Raw genomic sequence first — 15,786 nt, forward strand, 5'->3', positions numbered from 1 at the left:
GCCCAGGCCCCCGGACAAACGACCACGGCGACGGCGAACGCGGCCAGCTGATGGTCCTGATCATCGGCTTTGTCCTGCTCGCGCTGCTGGTGGCGACCGTCGTCGCCGCGGCATCCAGCGTCTACCTCGAGCACAAGAAGCTGCTGTCCCTGGCCGACGGAGCGTCCCTAGCTGCCGCCGACAGCTTCACGCTGGGACAACTGGACACCAGCTCCGGCCGTCCGGCCGCCGTCCTGAGGTCGGCCCGCGTGCGCAGCACCGCAGCCGACTACCTGAACCGCAACGGGGCATTCGCCCGGTTCAGCGGACTCGCCGTCGGCCCGGCCACCGGCAGCCCGGACGGGACCACCGCCGTTGTCGTGCTCAGCGCCGCCGTGCACCCGCCGGTGGTCAACTTCCTGGTCCCGGACGGCATCCGGATCGAGGCGGAGTCGACGGCGCGGGCCCGCCTGACCCGCTGATGCCCGGCCGCCGGTCCGGCGCGGGCGGGGGCGGCCGCGGCGGATAGCGTAGGCTTGAAAAACCATGGCAAACATTGATTTTCCCGCAGAAATCCGCGCGCTGCGCGCCACCTACGACTCGATCGAGAACGTTTCGAACGTCGAGGCGCTGAAGGAAGACATCGCCGAACTCAGCGAGCGTGCCGGCGAGCCCAACCTCTGGGACGACCCCGCCGCGGCGCAGGTCATCACCTCCAAGCTCTCGCACAAGCAGTCCGAGCTGGAGCGGCTGAACAAGCTCGCCGCCCGGATCGATGACCTGGAGGTCCTGGTGGAGCTGGGCCAGGACGAGGGCGACGCCGACTCGATGGGCGAGGCCGCGGCGGAGCTGGAATCGATCCGCAAGTCGCTCAAGGACCTCGAAGTGGTCACCCTGCTCTCCGGCGAGTACGACGAGCGCGAAGCCGTGGTCACCATCCGCGCCGGAGCCGGCGGCGTCGACGCCGCGGACTTCGCGGAGATGCTGCTGCGGATGTACCTGCGCTGGGCCGAACGCCACGGCTACCCGACCACCGTCATGGACACCTCCTACGCCGAAGAGGCCGGGCTGAAATCCGCCACCTTCGAAGTCAAGGCGCCGTACGCCTTCGGCACGCTCAGCGTCGAGGCCGGCACGCACCGGCTGGTGCGGATCAGCCCGTTCGACAACCAGGGCCGCCGCCAGACCTCCTTCGCCGCCGTCGAGGTCATCCCGCTGATCGAGCAGACCGACTCCATCGACATCCCGGACAACGAGATCCGCGTCGACGTCTTCCGGTCCTCCGGTCCGGGCGGCCAGTCGGTCAACACCACGGACTCCGCCGTCCGGCTGACCCACCTGCCCACCGGCACCGTGGTGTCCATGCAGAACGAAAAGTCCCAGCTGCAGAACCGCGCCGCCGCCATGCGCGTGCTCCAGTCCCGCCTGCTGCTGCTGAAGAAGGAGCAGGAGGACGCCGAGAAGAAGGCGTTCGCCGGTGACGTCAAGGCCTCCTGGGGCGACCAGATGCGTTCCTACGTGCTCAACCCGTACCAAATGGTCAAGGACCTGCGCACCGAACACGAGGTGGGCAACACCTCCGCGGTGCTCGACGGCGAGATCGACGACTTCATCGACGCCGGCATCCGCTGGCGGGCCGACAACCGCAACGCAGAGAAGTAGCCGGACCGGGGTCCGCGCCCGGCCGAATCTGGCGACACGCCCCCGGGCTCCGGCCCGGGGGCTGTTACCCCTGCGTATAGTCGGAGGGCCGGTGCCCTAACTTCCCCCAAAAGAAAGCCCGCGCCCCGGCAGCAGAACTGGTCTGAAAGATGCCCGGATCCTGCAGGGTGTATAGGGTCATGATCCGTTTCGAAAATGTCACCAAGGTCTACGACCAGAAGGCGCGGCCGGCGTTGGACTCGGTCAACCTTGAGATCGACCGCGGCGAGTTCGCGTTCCTCGTCGGCGCCTCCGGCTCCGGCAAATCGACCTTCCTGCGCCTGGTCCTGAAAGAGGACCGCGCCTCCTCCGGCGCTGTCTACGTCGCCGGCCAGAACGTGGCCAAGATTTCCAGCTGGCGGGTCCCGCGGCTGCGCCGGGGGATCGGTGTCGTCTTCCAGGACTTCCGTCTGCTGCCGCAGAAAACCGTCTTCGCCAACGTCGCCTTCGCGATGCAGGTCATCGGCCGCAGCCGCAGCGTGATCCGCGAGACCGTCCCCGAGGTGCTCAAGACCGTCGGGCTCGAGGGCAAGGAAAACCGCCTGCCGCACGAGCTCTCCGGCGGCGAGCAGCAGCGTGTGGCGATCGCCCGCGCCGTCGTCAACCGTCCCGGCATCCTGCTCGCGGACGAACCCACCGGCAACCTGGACCCCACCACCTCCATGGGCATCATGGCCGTGCTGGACAAGATCAACCAGAACGGCACCACCGTGGTGATGGCCACGCACGACGATGACATCGTCAACGAGATGCGCCGGCGCGTGGTGGAACTGCGCAACGGCGTCGTGATCCGCGACGAGGCCAAGGCCCTGTACACCTCGATGATCCCCGCCGTGGGCCAGGCCCGCCGCGCCCGTGACGCCGGCGACAACCCGCGCCCCGCCCAGCCCGAGAGCCCGCGCCCCGCCCAGCCCGAAGGCACGGGTTCGGCCCTGCACGCAGGGGAGGGGCAGCGATGAGGCTCGCATTCATCCTCGGGGAGATAGGCAGCGGCCTGCGCCGCAACCTGTCCATGGTCGTCTCCGTCATCCTGGTCACCTTCGTGTCCCTGACCTTCGTCGGCGCCGCCGGCATGCTGCAGCTGCAGATCAACCAGATGAAGGGCTACTGGTACGACAAGGTCCAGGTCGCCGTCTTCCTCTGCAGCGACGGATCGACGGCGCCGGGCTGCGCCGCCGGACCGGCCACGCCGGAGCAGCAGGAGAACCTGCGCAAGCTGCTGCAGTCCCCGGCCGTGGCCCAGTACGTCAACGACTTCCAGTTCGAGTCCAAGCAGGATGCCTACAAGCACTTCAAGGACCAGTTCTCCAACGCGCCGATCGTGGACTCGGTGACGCCAGACCAGCTGCCGGCCTCTTTCCGGATCAACCTCAAGGACCCGGAAAAGTACGAGGTCATCAGCGAAAACTTCTCCTCGCAGGCCGGGGTGGAATCCGTCATCGACCAGCGCCAGCTGCTGGAACGGCTGTTCTCCGCGATGAACGCCGCGTCCCTGGTGGCGGTCAGCGTCGCCGGCGTCATGATCGTCTGCGCCATCCTGCTGATCGCCACGACCATCCGCCTCTCCGCGTTCAGCCGCCGCCGCGAAACCGGCATCATGCGCCTGGTGGGCGCCTCGAAGACCGTGATCCAGCTGCCGTTCATCCTCGAAGGCGTGATCGCAGCCGTGATCGGCGCCGCCCTGGCCTCCGGTACGCTCTGGGCCGTGGCGCACTTCTTCCTGGGCGAGGTCCTGGCCAAGCAGTACCCCGACACTGCCTTCATCTCCCCGGCCCAGACGCTGTTGCTGGCCCCGGCGCTCGTGGGGCTCGGGGTCCTGCTGGCCGGAACATCGTCCCTCCTGACCCTCCGCCGCTACCTGAGGGTCTGATCTTGCGCAACGAAGAGGACTGCCCATGAAACCGTTCCGTGCACGCGCCGTCAGCGCGGCAGTGGTTCTGCTGCTGGCCGCCAACCTGGGCGCGTCGACGCCGGTCGCCTTCGCCGACACCCTCGAGGACCAGCAGGCGGACCTCCGGGCCGAGGCAGCGCGGGTCCAGCAGTCACTGGAGTTCGTCGACGCCAAGATCGCCAAGGCCGCCGGCGACCTGGTGGTCTACCAGGGCCAGCTGCCGGGAGCCCAGCAGGCGCTCCTGGACGCGCAGGGCCGGGTGGCCACCGCGGTGCGGGAGGTGGAGTCCCTCGCGGCCCGCGTGGACCTGGCGCAGCAGAACAAGGCCAAGATCACCCAGCAGCTGGACACCGACAAGAAGAAGATCGCGGACACCAAGAAGCTGATCGGCCAGATTGCCACCCAGGCGTACAAATCCGGCGGCGTGCCCTCGAACCTTTCGCTGTTCTTCGGCTCCAACAACGGCGGCAGCCTCACCGACACCATCGACCTAGCCGACCAGGCCCTGCGCAGCCAGAACTCCGCGATGGACAAGCTGAACCAGCAGAACGCCACCAACGTCAACTCCCAGGCCCGGCTGCAGGCCGTGGAAGCCGAAATCCAGGACCTCAAGGCCAAGGCCGACGCGGCTCTGGCCCGGGAAAAGGCGGCCCGCGACGAGGCCGAGTCCAAGAAGGCCAAGGTCGACAAGCTGATCGCGGACACCACGCGCCTGAACAAGCAGCTCAAGGCCGCCAAGCCAGGCATCCAGAACCAGCTTGCTCAGGTCAAGGCCCGGCAGGACGCCGTCGCCGCGGAGATCGTCGAACGCGACCGCAAGCTGCGCGAGGCGTGGCTGGCCGAGCAGCGGCGCATCGCCGCGGCCGCCGCAGCCGCCGCCGCCGCGGCGGCCCGCGCCCAGGGCCAGGCGCCGCCCCGGCCCGCACCCTACGTTCCGCCTGCGCCGGGACCGATCTCGGCCTTCGGCCTGCGCAGCCCGTTCAACGGCGTGCCCATCACCTCCGGGTTCGGCTGGCGTGCGACGCCGCCGGGCACCATCGACTTCTACGGCCAGGGCGGCTACATGCACACCGGCATCGACTTCGGTGCCGCCTGCGGCACGCCGGTGTACGCACCGGCGGCCGGCACGGTGTTCTCGGCGGGCTGGGCGAACGACGGCGGCGGCAACAACGTCAAGATTTCCCACGGCGTCGTGCAGGGCAACTCGCTGACCACGATCTTCTACCACAACACCTCCGTGGTGGTCTCTCCCGGCCAGCAGGTCAGCCAGGGGCAGCTGATCGCCTACTCCGGCACGACCGGAAATTCCACCGGCTGCCACTCGCACTTCGAGACCTGGGTCAACGGCCAGGCGGTGGACCCGATGGGCCTGCTCTAAACTGGAACTGACCGGATCCAACGACTGAGGAGTTTTACCGTGCCCAAAGAAAGTGGCCGGAAGGTAGTGGCCACCAACCGCAAGGCCCGGCACGACTACCACATCCTGGATACCTACGAGGCAGGCATCGCGCTGATGGGCACCGAGGTGAAGTCCCTGCGCGAGGGCCACGCGTCCATGGTCGACGGCTTCTGCACCTTCTACAACGACGAGTTGTGGATGGAGGGAATCCACATTCCCGAGTACCACCAGGGCAGCTGGACCAACCACGCCGCCCGCCGGCGTCGCAAGCTGCTGCTGCACCGCGAGGAACTGACCAAGATCTCGCACAAGATCCGCGAGTCGGGGTTCACGATCGTGCCGCTGCAGCTGTACTTCGTGGATGGCCGGGCGAAGGTGGAAATCGGCGTCGCCCGCGGCAAGAAGGAATACGACAAGCGCCAGACGCTGCGCGAGCAGCAGGACAAGCGCGAGGCTCTGCGCGTCATGCGCGAACGCAACCGCGCCTGACGCACTGGGCCCGACGCGGCCGTCCGGCTCCAGCGACGGGGCCGGGAATGATTCCGGCGCAGGGTGCGTTATGATGGGTAGTCCGGGAAGGATCGTGAAGATTCCAACCGGGAGTTATTGAACCTTGATAACAAAATACGGGGATGATCGGTTTCGACGATGTTAGTCGCGACAGGTGAAGCGGGCCGAGGATGCAGAATTATCTCGTAAACGCTGTCTGCAAACCAATAAGTGCCGAATCAAAACGCACTGACTTCGCTCTCGCTGCCTAAGCAGTAAGACAGTCCGTCAGCCCGGGGTTGCTATCGCCCCGGATCCTGGCGTCATTTAGATAGCCACTGCTGTTTACCCCCGTCATCGGGGTGAATGGGACTCTTTGATGACTGGGCCCGGATCAGCCACCTGTTTGCAGGATGGCTGGGGCCGAGAAAATCCGACGCAAACTGCGCCCGGAGAAGCCCTGACAACACGACATCGGACGGGGGTTCAATTCCCCCCATCTCCACCAAAAAAGCCCCGGTTTTCCGGGGCTTTTTTATTGTCTGTGCACCAAAGTACGGTGAGTGTGCACTGGAAGAGGGGATGTGGACGATGGCGAGCATCGTGGAGAAGCGCGGCAAGAAGGCGACAACATACATGCTGAGGTGGCGTGAGAACGGGGTCCAGGAGAACGCGACGTTCCCGACCCGGGAGACCGCAGAGGTCTGGAAGGCCCTCCTCGATGCCAACGGCCAGTCCATGGCTGCCGCCCAGCGGGCGGTGGACAACGCGAACATCTCCGGACCGACCGTGGTGCAGCTCCTGCACAAGCACGTCGACCTCCTCACCGGTGTCGGTGGGGACCAGCTTGGCCGGTACAAACGGGCCATCAACCACCACTTCGTCGGCACACCACTGGGCCGGATGCCCGTCGCCGCGGTCGCCCATGAGGACGTCATCCTCTGGGTCAAGGGCATGCAGGCGAAACCGGGACGGGTGAACGGCACGACTATGCGGGCGAAGACCCTGGCAAACCACCACGGCTTCCTGTCGGCAGCGTTCACGACCGCGGAGCTCCTCGGGTACCGCAAGGGGAACCCGTGCAAGGGCATCAAGTTGCCGAAGGAGGTCTCCGGCGGGGACCAGATGCGCTTCATGACGAAGGAGGAGTTCCGGGCCCTGGACGAGGCCTTGGATCCGCACTTCCGTCCGTTCTTCAACTTCCTTGTCGATACCGGCCTCCGCTTCGGCGAGGCGACCGCCCTGCTCGCTGAGGACTTCGAGATAGACGCCCCCGTCCCGGTTGTCCGCGTCAACAAAGCGTGGAAGGAAGACGAGTCGGGCGCCTACTACGTCGGGACTCCCAAAACCAAACGCTCGTGGCGGTCGGTGCCCCTCGCCCCGTCCACAGCAGAGGCTGTGAGACCCCTTGTGGAGGCCGCGGGGCATGGACTGGTGTTCACGCTCAAGCGTGGCGGCCCAATGCGCTCCGGGGCGACCTACAACCGGGCATGGGAGCCAGCATGGAAGAAGCTCGAGGAGGCAGCCGATGAGGCGAAGAGAACGGGGGAACCGTTTACTCCCATCCGCCGGGCACGTATCCACGACCTCCGCCACACACATGCGTCGTGGATGATCGAGGGTGGGATGGACCTTTTCCAGCTCTCGTACCGCCTGGGGCACCAGTCGACGCTCACCACCGACGGCAGGTACGCGCACCTGATGCCGTCGTCCCGGCAGTCTGGGGCAGCGATAGCCGCCGCAGCGCTGGCCAGGTAGCTACGCCGGCAGGAACCCCGGCAGACGGTCGGCCCAGCGAACGCTGCGGAGGTTCTCTGGGCACCGGTGGAATTCCCGTATGTCCCATTCGGAGTCTGTGACTCGGCGGACGTGGTCGGCGGGGAGCCAGGCCCAGTGTGGGCGGCGGTCGTCGTCTTCCCATGAGGCGAGGACGTGTGTGTGGGTCCAGCGTTGCGCCTGGGCGTGGACGTCGAGGGTGCCGCCGCCGGCCAGCGTGAGGGTGGCCATGATCTTCGGGTACTTGCTGTACTCCCAGGACTTCGCCGTCCCAATCTCGCCTGGCTCGCCCCGGTCGTAGTCGTAGGTGGTCCCGTCGAGTATGAACGATGGCATGTGCACCGGCACCCTCGGGTGCGTGGCCCTTTCTCTAACTTTTTGGTGCCGCGTGGACACCTATCGCTTTCCCAACCATGGTCCGCACCTGAGCGGTGAACTCGGGCGGAGCCTGACCCAAAACCCGTTCCACGTGTGAAGCTTCGGCACCCCAAAAGCGGTTGGTTCTCACCGCGCTTTCCTTGGCGAGTCCAGCCTGACTCCAGTCGGGGACCAGCAGGTCAGTCGCCTGGAGGTTCCGAAGGCGTTGTTCGGAGCCGGTTATCATCACGCACACAACGCATTGTTCAGCCCCCGTTCCGGACTTATGGACGACCAATACGGGCCGCTTCTTGAACGGAGCTGACTCATTGGGCCCGAAGGGAAACCACAGGAGAGCGATGCTCCCCGACTTCACCATTCGTCGTAGACGCTATCTTCCGGGTTATCCCAGTCCTGAGCCCAAAGTCCACTCACGTAGCTCAGCATGTGCTCTGCGGCTTCGTCGGTTGCTGCCTGGTTCGCGTCCACAACTCGACGGGAGGTCGTGTGCGACGGCACCACCTTGTACGTCACAGCCGACCTGTCAAAGGCCAGGGATGTCCGAGGCGCTTTGGTATATTTTGGGGCGCTAATCATCAGCGACATCTTGATCTCCTTCCGTGCTGGCCATATTACGACCGGAACCGCCAAAACCGAATAGTGGCTGTGCGGGCTCCCGGCGTCCGGTCTCTTGCTCCCACGACTCCAGTTGCGTTGCGAGAGCCTTGGCTACCTCGAACACTTGTTCCGGGGGAATCCGAATCCGGCTTACGACACGTCCCGGAACGGTCAGTACGGCTTCCCCGTGCTCCCCAGTGTCCGGTACCGGCGGTTGCTTCACTGCTATGAAGTCTAGAACAAAGACGTTCGGCGTGTGCCAAATGCTGGCGAAGTCCGCGTAATTACCACCGGCCAAATCGTCCGGAAGCTCTATTTGGAGTTGCTGAGGGAGTTCCTCGTCCTGCATCGCCCCGCCGTTTCGCTTGGTTACTGATCATGGTGACTCTACAGGAACCATCTGGAGGTTGGCTGTGATCTACATGTGACGATTCGGCATCGGCATGTCCCGTAGTTCGTCCTGTCAGGGCTGAACAACGGCATGGGGCAATCGTATCCGGGCACAAAGAAACGCCCCCGCATCGGTCGGGGGCGACCATTGGTGCGGGGGCGTTTCGGAGGCGGCACTCCGGAAATGGGGGTAACCGGAGGCCCTACTCACGAGTAGCCCCCAGCAGGGCTGGTTATTCGCGGGAGCGTTCGCGGGTGTCGTGCGTCAAGGTGAAGTGGACCGGGGAGCCGTCAACGGGGCCCTGCGCGACGTGCTTGCCGGGGTAGACGGGCGTCTTCGCGGACCCGAGGACGGCCCGGACCAGCCAGTCAGGGAGCCGAGGCTGGAGCCACCGCCAGAACGCGTACCAGGCGCCGATGATGACGGCCGTGACGACGGGCAGGATGACGTTGGCCAGCCCGCGGAGGTCGGTCTCCAGCGGCGCCAGGATGGGCAGCGCACCGATCATCCAGGAGATGAGGGAGCCCCAGAGGGCGGGGACGATGGTGCGGAGGAGTGCGGTGAGCATCTTATTTTCCTCCTGCGACGTTGATGTCGACGGTTACTGTTCCGTCCTGGATTCCGGCTTTGATGCCAGCCTCTGCCGCGGCTTTGACCCCGGCGAGGAGTTTGTCCTGGTCGAACGGTTCCCCGCCGGCGACCTTCGCCAGCGCGGTGATGAGGTTCACCACCTGGGCGTTCTGCGCGGCGATCTCGCGCCGGAGCGGTGTGATCTGCTGCCGGACGACCCGGTCGGTCATGGCGCCCAGCATCGTGCCGGGGTATTCCTTGCGGCCGAGCTCGTTGTTGTAGAGCATGGGCATGCCGGGCCCGCCCCAGATTGCGTTGAAGAGTTCCTGCGGTGTTGCCATGTCGTCCCACTCCTTCGGGATAGGTTTGATTGCCTCCGCTTGCGGAGCGATGGCCGCGGATCCGAAGTATTGTTCGGGGTTAGTGCGGCCGTAGATGAGCCCGCCGCCTGTTTTGAAACTTAGATCGACCAGCGCCTCTACATGCAGGTGCGGTGCGACGCCGCCCGTGCCGCCTGAGAGGCCGATCTGCTGGCCCTCACGGACCTTGTCGCCCGTGTTCATGCTCGCCCGCGACAGGTGCGCATAGACGCCGATCCAGCCGTCATGCTGGATGACGGTCACGATGCCGGGGAATCCCTTGTAGAGATACCAGCGCTGCCGGTATCCGGCATTCGTTTCGTCGCCGGGGAGTTTCGTGCCCCAGTCCGCCCACAGGACTGTGCCGGCGGCCATCGCGTAAACGGGCGTACCCTCGGGACATTTGATGTCGCAGCCGGCGTGACCGTAGGGCTGGTAGTTGCCGTACAGCCGGACGTACCAGCCGACCGTGTCAGGCGTCCAGCTAGGCGCAACGCCGGCGGTCTTCATGGACCCGAACGGCTGATTGACCGGGAACTCTGCGGATACTGGTCTCATGATGCTCCTAGTCGTAGAGGCCTTCGGGCCATTCGGGCGGCGGGGGCGGGTTGCCGGCGTTGATGTGTTCGCGGAGTTTGTTGATGTAGTTGTCGCGGATCATTTCGCGGCGCTTGGCTTTTCGCTGCTCCACTTCGAGGCCGTCAATCCGCCCGCCCTGCCGGGTGAGCTCCTCCTGGAGCTGATCAATGAGCGCGTTTTCGGGGCGGCCCTTGTTCTGGATTTTGGAGGTCATCCATGCGCCGCCGAATCCGATGGTGGCGACGATGATTCCGGGGCCGATCTGCGCCCAGTCCATCAGCCACCACCTGCCCTGATCTGGTCCCGGAGCGCCGTGATGATGTCCTGCAGCGCGGAGACTTTCGCGACGAATCCGAAGATGAGCACGGCTGGGGCGAGCCACCCGATAGCGGCGTTCACGAGGGTGAAGTCTTGGAACCCTGCGAATGCCCAGATGAGCAGGTAGCCGACGCCCCAGCCGAGCGCGACACCGGCCAGCAGCGATAGCCCTTGCCGGGTGTGCCTGTTGACCATGTCCACGACGCATAGGACTGCCACGACGCCCCAGAGCCCGGACCATGCGCCGAGTAAGTGGCCTTCCGCGGCGAGGATCGACTGCGCTGGGGAGAGGCTGTCCGGCCCGATGGTGGCGTAGTAGATGGATTGCCGGAGCGCGTACACGGTGGCCATTGTGAGGATGATGTTGCGGCCGATCATGACGCGCCGCTCCGGTCTAGGTTTACTCATGCTGTGGCTTTGAACTGGTTGGCGGCGACGGTGTTCCATTTGACGCCTACCGTGTATTTGATGTCGGAGTCCTTGACCTCGGACGTGTCCACGCCGCCGCCCTCGAGGAGCACTGACGCGGCGGCAACCTCGGGCATGGTCGCAACATAGGCGGTCATGAGGTCGATGGGTTGCAGGGGGTGATCGATTACCCAGTCCCGCATGAGGCGCTGCTCGAGCGTCATGTCGGGCGGGTTCTCGACCCAGTAGAGGGCCTGAACGAGCATGGCCGCATTGACGCGCCGTTGGAGGTTGTAGTCGTCGCGGATCCGCGAGTATTTGAGCAGTTCGCTATCTGCCATGTGTGATTCGTCCTCTCGGTTGCGGCGGGGCCAACTAAGGCCCCGCCGCGGTTCGTTACTTCGTCCAGGTGATCCGGATCTTCGGGTTGTGGGCGTAGCCGTATCGTTCGTATCCGCCGCCGGATCCGCCGAGGGTGAATCCGCGGTGCTGCCCGGTGCGGAACCCGTCGTAAGTGGCGGGGTTGAGTTTGATCCAGCGCCCTGCCGCACGCGGCCAGCCAGCCGACAGCGCGTGACTGTAGGTTTTCGTCGGAGCCGTGCCGGTCAAGCCCGTCTGCCCGTGAAGACCGATATACGCGTCACCGCCGCTGCCGTAGTACCAGAAGTCGTAGTACACATAGACCCAGACTCCGGTGATGGTGCTTCCCGCGGTCACGTCAGTGGCGGTGAAGCTGGGGAAGACCGCCATCGAGGACATATCGCCGTTGCTGGTGCCGTACTGCAGCCCCGAGTACATGTAGCCGGTGTTGTAGCCGTACTGGCTTCCGTTCCCCATGAAGGACCGGATGCCGGTCGCGGACCAGGTTTTGTCGTAGTTCTTCTTGACGGCGGGTGCCGGGGCCTGCGTGCTGCCGCCGGCGCCTGTCGTGGTCGCGTCGGCAGTGCCGTCCCGATTTTCACCCGTCATGGGCACAAACGGGCCGATGTCGGTGACGGTCAGGAACACGGTTCGGCCGTTGACGGAAGGAACAATTTTTGCCCGCCCGGTCGATACTGTCCCGTATGAGATGAGCAGCGAAACCGGGCCCGCGGAGGGGGTTATCATTCGGTTGATCGTGACGGGGGTGCGCCTGGTTTGGACGGATATCTGCCCCGAAAGGCCCGAGGCGATCACGGGGGACGAGGTGGTCGCCGCCGCACCGGTATCGTCGTATTGGAGGTAGATAATCGCTTCGACGTTGGCAGTGTCTGAGTCCGTGGTGATCGGCGACGTTTCGACGTTGTAGGCGCGCCCGGCCTCAGCATCGAACTGCAAGTGAAGGTACGGTTGCGCCGCGGTGCCCGCCCAATACAGCGAGTTCGTGGCCCGTGACGCCCATGCGACCAGCCCCTTGGGGAGTGCCGCCAGGCTGTCCGATACTTGGGTGCCGCCGATGGTGAGGCCGCCGACTCCGGTGGCGGGGTTGTACGCGTCTACGTCCATCCCAGTGGACGTCATGCCGCCCGTGGAGCCGATCGACGCCACCGTTTTGCCCGTTGAGTCTGTGATGTTGAGGTAGTCGCTGGATGAGGTTCCTAGGCTGACTACCTCGGTCGGTGCGCCGCCGTCAGCCGGGACCGCCATTACGTGGAACCCGGTCGGGTTCATCCTGGCGTGGTCCCCGGCAGGGTTGCCCGCAACGATGTCCGTGGAGAGGACGAGTTCGGTTTCCAGCGAACCGGCTTTCACGGACTCAGCCACCAGTCGGCTGCCGTTGAGGCTGCCGAAGGTGCCCTGCCCGATGTCGATCAGGGGCAGGTAGGCGGGGTCCATCGCCTCAGCGATCCACGCGGCGCCGTCCCACCGCCAGGTCGCCAGGAGCTTGCCGCCGGCGTCGAGGGTGTCCCACTTTTGCCAGCGGTCGCCGTCCTTCGCGCCCGGGGTAGCAATGTCTGCGTCTACCGTGGCGTTGGTGATGGTGTTGCCGCCGGCGCCGGTCTGCACTTCGTCCAGGCGCGTGTCCAGGTCGATGATCTGGTCCGTCACCGAGTCGGGGGTGAACTCCTGCACTTCGCCCATCGTTACATCGGAAGGGGTGGACCACTTACCCGCCTTCGAGACCGCGACGAGGAGGAAGTACCACTCGCCGGACTCCAACGCGACCGTGGCAGTGTCGCCGGACTCGCCCGTGATCGTGGCCCGCTGCGTGGTGTTGTCCGGGTCGAACGACTCCAACGGCGAAGCATGCACCGCCACGTGGGAGAAGTCCATCGGTGACAGGGCATCGTCCGCGAACTTCCCATTCCAACGGACCTCGGCCGAGTTGATCCCGGCCGTCACAGTGGGCGCGACAGGTTCCGGCGGCACGGGCCCGGCGAGGGTCACGGCGGCGTGGGTGCCGTCGAACTGCTCGCCGGTCACGGACGCGAGCGTGCCGTCGACGTCGTACTCCTCGATCGCTCCGGTCTCAATGGACGACGTGCCCAGCTGCGGTGCGGACAGTGCTTTCACCGCGTTGCGGTTCGCCGTCAGCTGGCCCGCCAGCCAGCGCGCAGAGTCGCGGACCTCGCTCATGTTGCCTCAACTTTCAGATCGATGGAGCCAGTTACGCAGTCGGACTTGACCTCCAGGATGCGCACCCACGTGTCCAGGTCTTTCCACCCGGCGTCGCCGGTGACGTACACGACGTCGCCGGGCCGGAACGAGCCGTACGGGGCGAACTTGTGGTCGGTGACCTGCAGCGAGTCGAAGACCCACTCCGCCGTCCGCGCCGCGACCTCGGAACGGGCAGCAACCGCCGCGGCCGCTGTGGAGCGGATCTCTTTGCGCTGCACAACGACGGCGCGGCGGACCCGGCCCGGGTTCCCGGACACGGTGGCGCGGACCATCGCCCGGCCCTCGCCGGCGCCGAGGATGGTCACGTCGGAGGCGTAGTCGCGCTCCTGCAGCGGCGGCGGCACCCTGACGTTCACGCCCACCTCGAACCGCAGGTCGTGGCGGCGTGTGCCGAGCCCGGTCGCGAGCTCGATCCGGTGGGTGATGTCCTCCCCGGACCATGCCGAGGACTCCCGGTACTCGAAGGGGGTGTTCGTGGCCAGGGTGTCGATGACGGCGCCGAGGTCGTGGGTTTCCCACCACGTCAGGGTGAACGGCTCCGCTTCGCCGCCGCTGATCGCGGACTTCTTCGACTTCGCCGCGGACAGTTCCTTCTTCCGGGCGTCCCAGGCGGCCTTCGCGCCCGCCGTGCCCGCGTTGTTGTAGTCCGCGAGGCGGGTGTTGATCGTGGCCTGGTCGGCGCCGGACAGCACCCATTTCTTGCCGTCCCACACGTAGGGTTTGTTCCCGTCGTTCTTGTCGACCCACAGATTCTTCATGGACCGCTTATCGCCGGACGGGGCCGAGTCCTGCCACAGCACGAGCCCGTTCGCCGGCCGCCCGGCGGTGGCGAGGAGCGTGACTTTCGCGGTGTTCTGGTTCGCGGCCGCCGTGTTGTAGGTCGCCTTCGCCGCCGCCTCGGCGGTCGTGGCCGCCGCCACCCCGGCCTTCGCCGCGGTGAGCTTCGGGTCCTCCGGCTTGCCCAACCGCACCGTGCTCTTCGTGCCGTCCACGACGACGCCCAGGTGCCCGCCCGGCTTGGACTGCAGCGACGCCCAGATCATCCGCACAACGTCCAGCGGGTCCACCTGAATGCCCGCGTAGTCGGCGTCCTCCCACGGCATGCCGGTCGGGTACATGGAGAACCCTCCGGCCTCGACGCGGAGCAGCTGGCCCTCGGTCTTCACCATGTCGACGATCGCCGCGACGGGCGCTGCACCGGCCTGCTCGGCGACCAGCAGCGCGCCCCACTCCTTCACCGCGTCCCGGTGCGCGTACCCGGCCGGGAGGTAGCCGCTGATCGACGCCGGCGCGGAGATGGCCACGGACACCTGCCCGGACTGCAACGGGACGTCCCGGTCGATCCACGCCCCGTCAGGGAGGGACTGCAGGTGGAAACGCCACGTCATTACTGCGCCCCTTCGGAGAACTCCCAGTCGATAACGATGCTGGTCTGGTAGTCGGCCGTCCACAGCCCGGAACCGGCGCTGCGGTACGCCTGGAGGTTGATGTACTGGTCGGTGCCGCGCATCGACTCATCAACGACGTGAGTGCCGATCAGGGTGTAGTGGTAGCGTCCGGAGGCGTCAGCAGCGTCCTGGACGATGATGCCGTTCTCCGCAGGGAGGGAAGACCCGAACCCGGTCCGGATCCCGGCCGTGGTCATCGCCCCGCCCGACTGGGCGAACTTCACGCCCGACAGGTGCGCGACAATATCGACCCGGGTCGCCCACTCCGGCACGGCCACCAGCGGCTTCTGCCCCGGCTGGATGGGCCAGGAAGCGTAACCCGTCGTCGGGATGGTCTGCGTCGCCGTGGGGAACAGGGTCACCATTGCCCGGTCACGGCGGGGCTGCGCGACCCGCCGCAGGTCGGTGATCATCCCGGACGTGACCGTGGCGGTGTTGGCCGGCAGCGTGACCTTGGCCAACTCGACCGCCGGGTAGCCGAGGTTCAGCTCCTTGGCGCGTTTCGTTCCGGCCGGGACGCCCTGGATCACCTCGAGACGCGAGTACTGGAACGTCACCGGGTCAGCGGGTTCCGGTCCCTCGTACTGCGGGTCCAGGATGCGCGCAACGACGAGGTCCGTGCGGCCGCCGGCGGACCCCGTGGCCGTGATCGGGACGTCGGTCTGTGTGGCGTTGCGCAGCCCGTAGGTCTGCTGCCCGCCGCCGGGGTAGCGGTTCAGGATGAGGGCCGCGCCGGGTACGACGGCGACCGTGTTGTTCGGTACCGGCTGCGCGGTGACCTTCAAGTCGCCGAGCCCGACGACGCCTTCCGCGCCGCGGGTGCTGGCATAGGCGAGGGTCCGGGCGACCTCAACGCCGAGAGCCGCGCCGCCGCCGACTGCCCAGGGGGTGTTATCCAGTGCCAC

At 66.2% G+C, this 15,786-nt stretch carries 19 protein-coding genes and 1 other RNA gene; 8 read left to right on the forward strand and 12 right to left on the reverse strand.

What is annotated here, in order from left to right:
• The first annotated feature begins 50 nt into the window (after positions 1–50).
• The 8 genes from ASG71_RS07790 to ASG71_RS07820 all read left to right on the forward strand — a co-directional run bounded on the left by ASG71_RS07790 (position 51) and on the right by ASG71_RS07820 (position 7,217).
• Positions 51–461: a pilus assembly protein TadG-related protein gene (locus tag ASG71_RS07790; protein WP_056738634.1), complete on the forward strand. Its 411-nt coding sequence runs from the start codon at positions 51–53 to the stop codon at positions 459–461.
• A 64-nt stretch (positions 462–525) separates the two neighbouring features.
• Entirely contained in the window at positions 526–1,641 is a 1,116-nt protein-coding gene (gene prfB / locus ASG71_RS07795; RefSeq protein ID WP_056738072.1) for a peptide chain release factor 2, read from the forward strand.
• A 179-nt stretch (positions 1,642–1,820) separates the two neighbouring features.
• Positions 1,821–2,639, forward strand: a complete 819-nt coding sequence (ftsE, locus tag ASG71_RS07800) for a cell division ATP-binding protein FtsE (protein WP_235563952.1) — start codon at positions 1,821–1,823, stop codon at positions 2,637–2,639.
• Positions 2,636–3,550, forward strand: a complete 915-nt coding sequence (ftsX, locus tag ASG71_RS07805; protein WP_056738073.1) for a permease-like cell division protein FtsX — start codon at positions 2,636–2,638, stop codon at positions 3,548–3,550. The genes ftsE and ftsX overlap by 4 nt, the downstream gene beginning before the upstream one ends.
• A gap of 25 nt (positions 3,551–3,575) precedes the next feature.
• Positions 3,576–4,949 carry a M23 family metallopeptidase gene (locus tag ASG71_RS07810; protein ID WP_056738074.1) on the forward strand — a complete coding sequence of 458 codons (1,374 nt, stop codon included), beginning with the start codon at positions 3,576–3,578 and terminating at the stop codon, positions 4,947–4,949.
• 39 nt (positions 4,950–4,988) lie between these two features.
• Positions 4,989–5,459, forward strand: a complete 471-nt coding sequence (smpB, locus tag ASG71_RS07815; protein WP_056738075.1) for an SsrA-binding protein SmpB — start codon at positions 4,989–4,991, stop codon at positions 5,457–5,459.
• A gap of 139 nt (positions 5,460–5,598) precedes the next feature.
• Positions 5,599–5,967, forward strand: a transfer-messenger RNA (tmRNA) gene (gene ssrA / locus ASG71_RS16360).
• Between the two features lie 128 nt (positions 5,968–6,095).
• The gene (locus tag ASG71_RS07820) at positions 6,096–7,217 is read left to right on the forward strand and encodes a tyrosine-type recombinase/integrase (RefSeq protein WP_162254048.1); all 1,122 of its coding nucleotides are present in this window, start codon (positions 6,096–6,098) and stop codon (positions 7,215–7,217) included.
• Here ASG71_RS07820 and ASG71_RS07825 read toward each other — a convergent pair whose 3' ends face one another.
• The 12 genes from ASG71_RS07825 to ASG71_RS07870 all read right to left on the reverse strand — a co-directional run bounded on the left by ASG71_RS07825 (position 7,218) and on the right by ASG71_RS07870 (position 15,786).
• Positions 7,218–7,571 (reverse strand): hypothetical protein, encoded by a 354-nt coding sequence (locus ASG71_RS07825; protein ID WP_056738077.1) that lies wholly within the window; start codon positions 7,569–7,571, stop codon positions 7,218–7,220.
• 34 nt (positions 7,572–7,605) lie between these two features.
• A complete protein-coding gene (locus tag ASG71_RS17200; protein ID WP_157366280.1) occupies positions 7,606–7,971 on the reverse strand; it encodes a type II toxin-antitoxin system PemK/MazF family toxin in 366 nt (121 codons plus the stop codon).
• Complete coding sequence (locus ASG71_RS16630) at positions 7,965–8,198, reverse strand: hypothetical protein (protein ID WP_056738078.1); 234 nt, start codon at positions 8,196–8,198, stop codon at positions 7,965–7,967. Before ASG71_RS16630 ends, ASG71_RS17200 begins: the two co-directional genes overlap by 7 nt.
• Entirely contained in the window at positions 8,182–8,559 is a 378-nt protein-coding gene (locus ASG71_RS16365) for a DUF3467 domain-containing protein (RefSeq protein WP_082574944.1), read from the reverse strand. The genes ASG71_RS16630 and ASG71_RS16365 overlap by 17 nt, the downstream gene beginning before the upstream one ends.
• Before the next feature lie 274 nt (positions 8,560–8,833).
• Positions 8,834–9,169 carry a hypothetical protein gene (locus ASG71_RS07835; RefSeq protein ID WP_056738079.1) on the reverse strand — a complete coding sequence of 112 codons (336 nt, stop codon included), beginning with the start codon at positions 9,167–9,169 and terminating at the stop codon, positions 8,834–8,836.
• A 1-nt stretch (position 9,170) separates the two neighbouring features.
• Positions 9,171–10,088 (reverse strand): M23 family metallopeptidase, encoded by a 918-nt coding sequence (locus ASG71_RS07840; protein WP_056738080.1) that lies wholly within the window; start codon positions 10,086–10,088, stop codon positions 9,171–9,173.
• A 7-nt stretch (positions 10,089–10,095) separates the two neighbouring features.
• Positions 10,096–10,386: a hypothetical protein gene (locus ASG71_RS07845; RefSeq protein WP_056738081.1), complete on the reverse strand. Its 291-nt coding sequence runs from the start codon at positions 10,384–10,386 to the stop codon at positions 10,096–10,098.
• Complete coding sequence (locus tag ASG71_RS07850; RefSeq protein ID WP_157366282.1) at positions 10,386–10,835, reverse strand: hypothetical protein; 450 nt, start codon at positions 10,833–10,835, stop codon at positions 10,386–10,388. The genes ASG71_RS07845 and ASG71_RS07850 overlap by 1 nt, the downstream gene beginning before the upstream one ends.
• Positions 10,832–11,176 carry a hypothetical protein gene (locus tag ASG71_RS07855; protein WP_056738083.1) on the reverse strand — a complete coding sequence of 115 codons (345 nt, stop codon included), beginning with the start codon at positions 11,174–11,176 and terminating at the stop codon, positions 10,832–10,834. Before ASG71_RS07855 ends, ASG71_RS07850 begins: the two co-directional genes overlap by 4 nt.
• A gap of 55 nt (positions 11,177–11,231) precedes the next feature.
• The gene (locus ASG71_RS07860; protein WP_056738084.1) at positions 11,232–13,391 is read right to left on the reverse strand and encodes a hypothetical protein; all 2,160 of its coding nucleotides are present in this window, start codon (positions 13,389–13,391) and stop codon (positions 11,232–11,234) included.
• Positions 13,388–14,821, reverse strand: a complete 1,434-nt coding sequence (locus tag ASG71_RS07865) for a hypothetical protein (RefSeq protein WP_056738085.1) — start codon at positions 14,819–14,821, stop codon at positions 13,388–13,390. The genes ASG71_RS07860 and ASG71_RS07865 overlap by 4 nt, the downstream gene beginning before the upstream one ends.
• Positions 14,821–15,786: a hypothetical protein gene (locus ASG71_RS07870; RefSeq protein ID WP_056738086.1), complete on the reverse strand. Its 966-nt coding sequence runs from the start codon at positions 15,784–15,786 to the stop codon at positions 14,821–14,823. The genes ASG71_RS07865 and ASG71_RS07870 overlap by 1 nt, the downstream gene beginning before the upstream one ends.

The sequence above is a fragment of the Arthrobacter sp. Soil763 genome (assembly GCF_001428365.1).
Taxonomy (GTDB): Bacteria; Actinomycetota; Actinomycetes; order Actinomycetales; family Micrococcaceae; genus Arthrobacter.

What these genes read in the sequence shown, in the direction of transcription:
- ASG71_RS07790 (WP_056738634.1), top strand. Translation starts at nt 51, where the DNA reads ATGGTCCTGATCATCGGCTTTGTCCTGCTCGCGCTGCTGGTGGCGACC.
- prfB (WP_056738072.1), top strand. Translation starts at nt 526, where the DNA reads ATGGCAAACATTGATTTTCCCGCAGAAATCCGCGCGCTGCGCGCCACC.
- ftsE (WP_235563952.1), top strand. Translation starts at nt 1,821, where the DNA reads ATGATCCGTTTCGAAAATGTCACCAAGGTCTACGACCAGAAGGCGCGG.
- ftsX (WP_056738073.1), top strand. Translation starts at nt 2,636, where the DNA reads ATGAGGCTCGCATTCATCCTCGGGGAGATAGGCAGCGGCCTGCGCCGC.
- ASG71_RS07810 (WP_056738074.1), top strand. Translation starts at nt 3,576, where the DNA reads ATGAAACCGTTCCGTGCACGCGCCGTCAGCGCGGCAGTGGTTCTGCTG.
- ASG71_RS07820 (WP_162254048.1), top strand. Translation starts at nt 6,096, where the DNA reads ATGCTGAGGTGGCGTGAGAACGGGGTCCAGGAGAACGCGACGTTCCCG.
- ASG71_RS07825 (WP_056738077.1), bottom strand. Translation starts at nt 7,571, where the DNA reads ATGCCATCGTTCATACTCGACGGGACCACCTACGACTACGACCGGGGC.
- ASG71_RS17200 (WP_157366280.1), bottom strand. Translation starts at nt 7,971, where the DNA reads ATGGTGAAGTCGGGGAGCATCGCTCTCCTGTGGTTTCCCTTCGGGCCC.
- ASG71_RS16630 (WP_056738078.1), bottom strand. Translation starts at nt 8,198, where the DNA reads ATGTCGCTGATGATTAGCGCCCCAAAATATACCAAAGCGCCTCGGACA.
- ASG71_RS16365 (WP_082574944.1), bottom strand. Translation starts at nt 8,559, where the DNA reads ATGCAGGACGAGGAACTCCCTCAGCAACTCCAAATAGAGCTTCCGGAC.
- ASG71_RS07835 (WP_056738079.1), bottom strand. Translation starts at nt 9,169, where the DNA reads ATGCTCACCGCACTCCTCCGCACCATCGTCCCCGCCCTCTGGGGCTCC.
- ASG71_RS07840 (WP_056738080.1), bottom strand. Translation starts at nt 10,088, where the DNA reads ATGAGACCAGTATCCGCAGAGTTCCCGGTCAATCAGCCGTTCGGGTCC.
- ASG71_RS07845 (WP_056738081.1), bottom strand. Translation starts at nt 10,386, where the DNA reads ATGGACTGGGCGCAGATCGGCCCCGGAATCATCGTCGCCACCATCGGA.
- ASG71_RS07850 (WP_157366282.1), bottom strand. Translation starts at nt 10,835, where the DNA reads ATGAGTAAACCTAGACCGGAGCGGCGCGTCATGATCGGCCGCAACATC.
- ASG71_RS07855 (WP_056738083.1), bottom strand. Translation starts at nt 11,176, where the DNA reads ATGGCAGATAGCGAACTGCTCAAATACTCGCGGATCCGCGACGACTAC.
- ASG71_RS07860 (WP_056738084.1), bottom strand. Translation starts at nt 13,391, where the DNA reads ATGAGCGAGGTCCGCGACTCTGCGCGCTGGCTGGCGGGCCAGCTGACG.
- ASG71_RS07865 (WP_056738085.1), bottom strand. Translation starts at nt 14,821, where the DNA reads ATGACGTGGCGTTTCCACCTGCAGTCCCTCCCTGACGGGGCGTGGATC.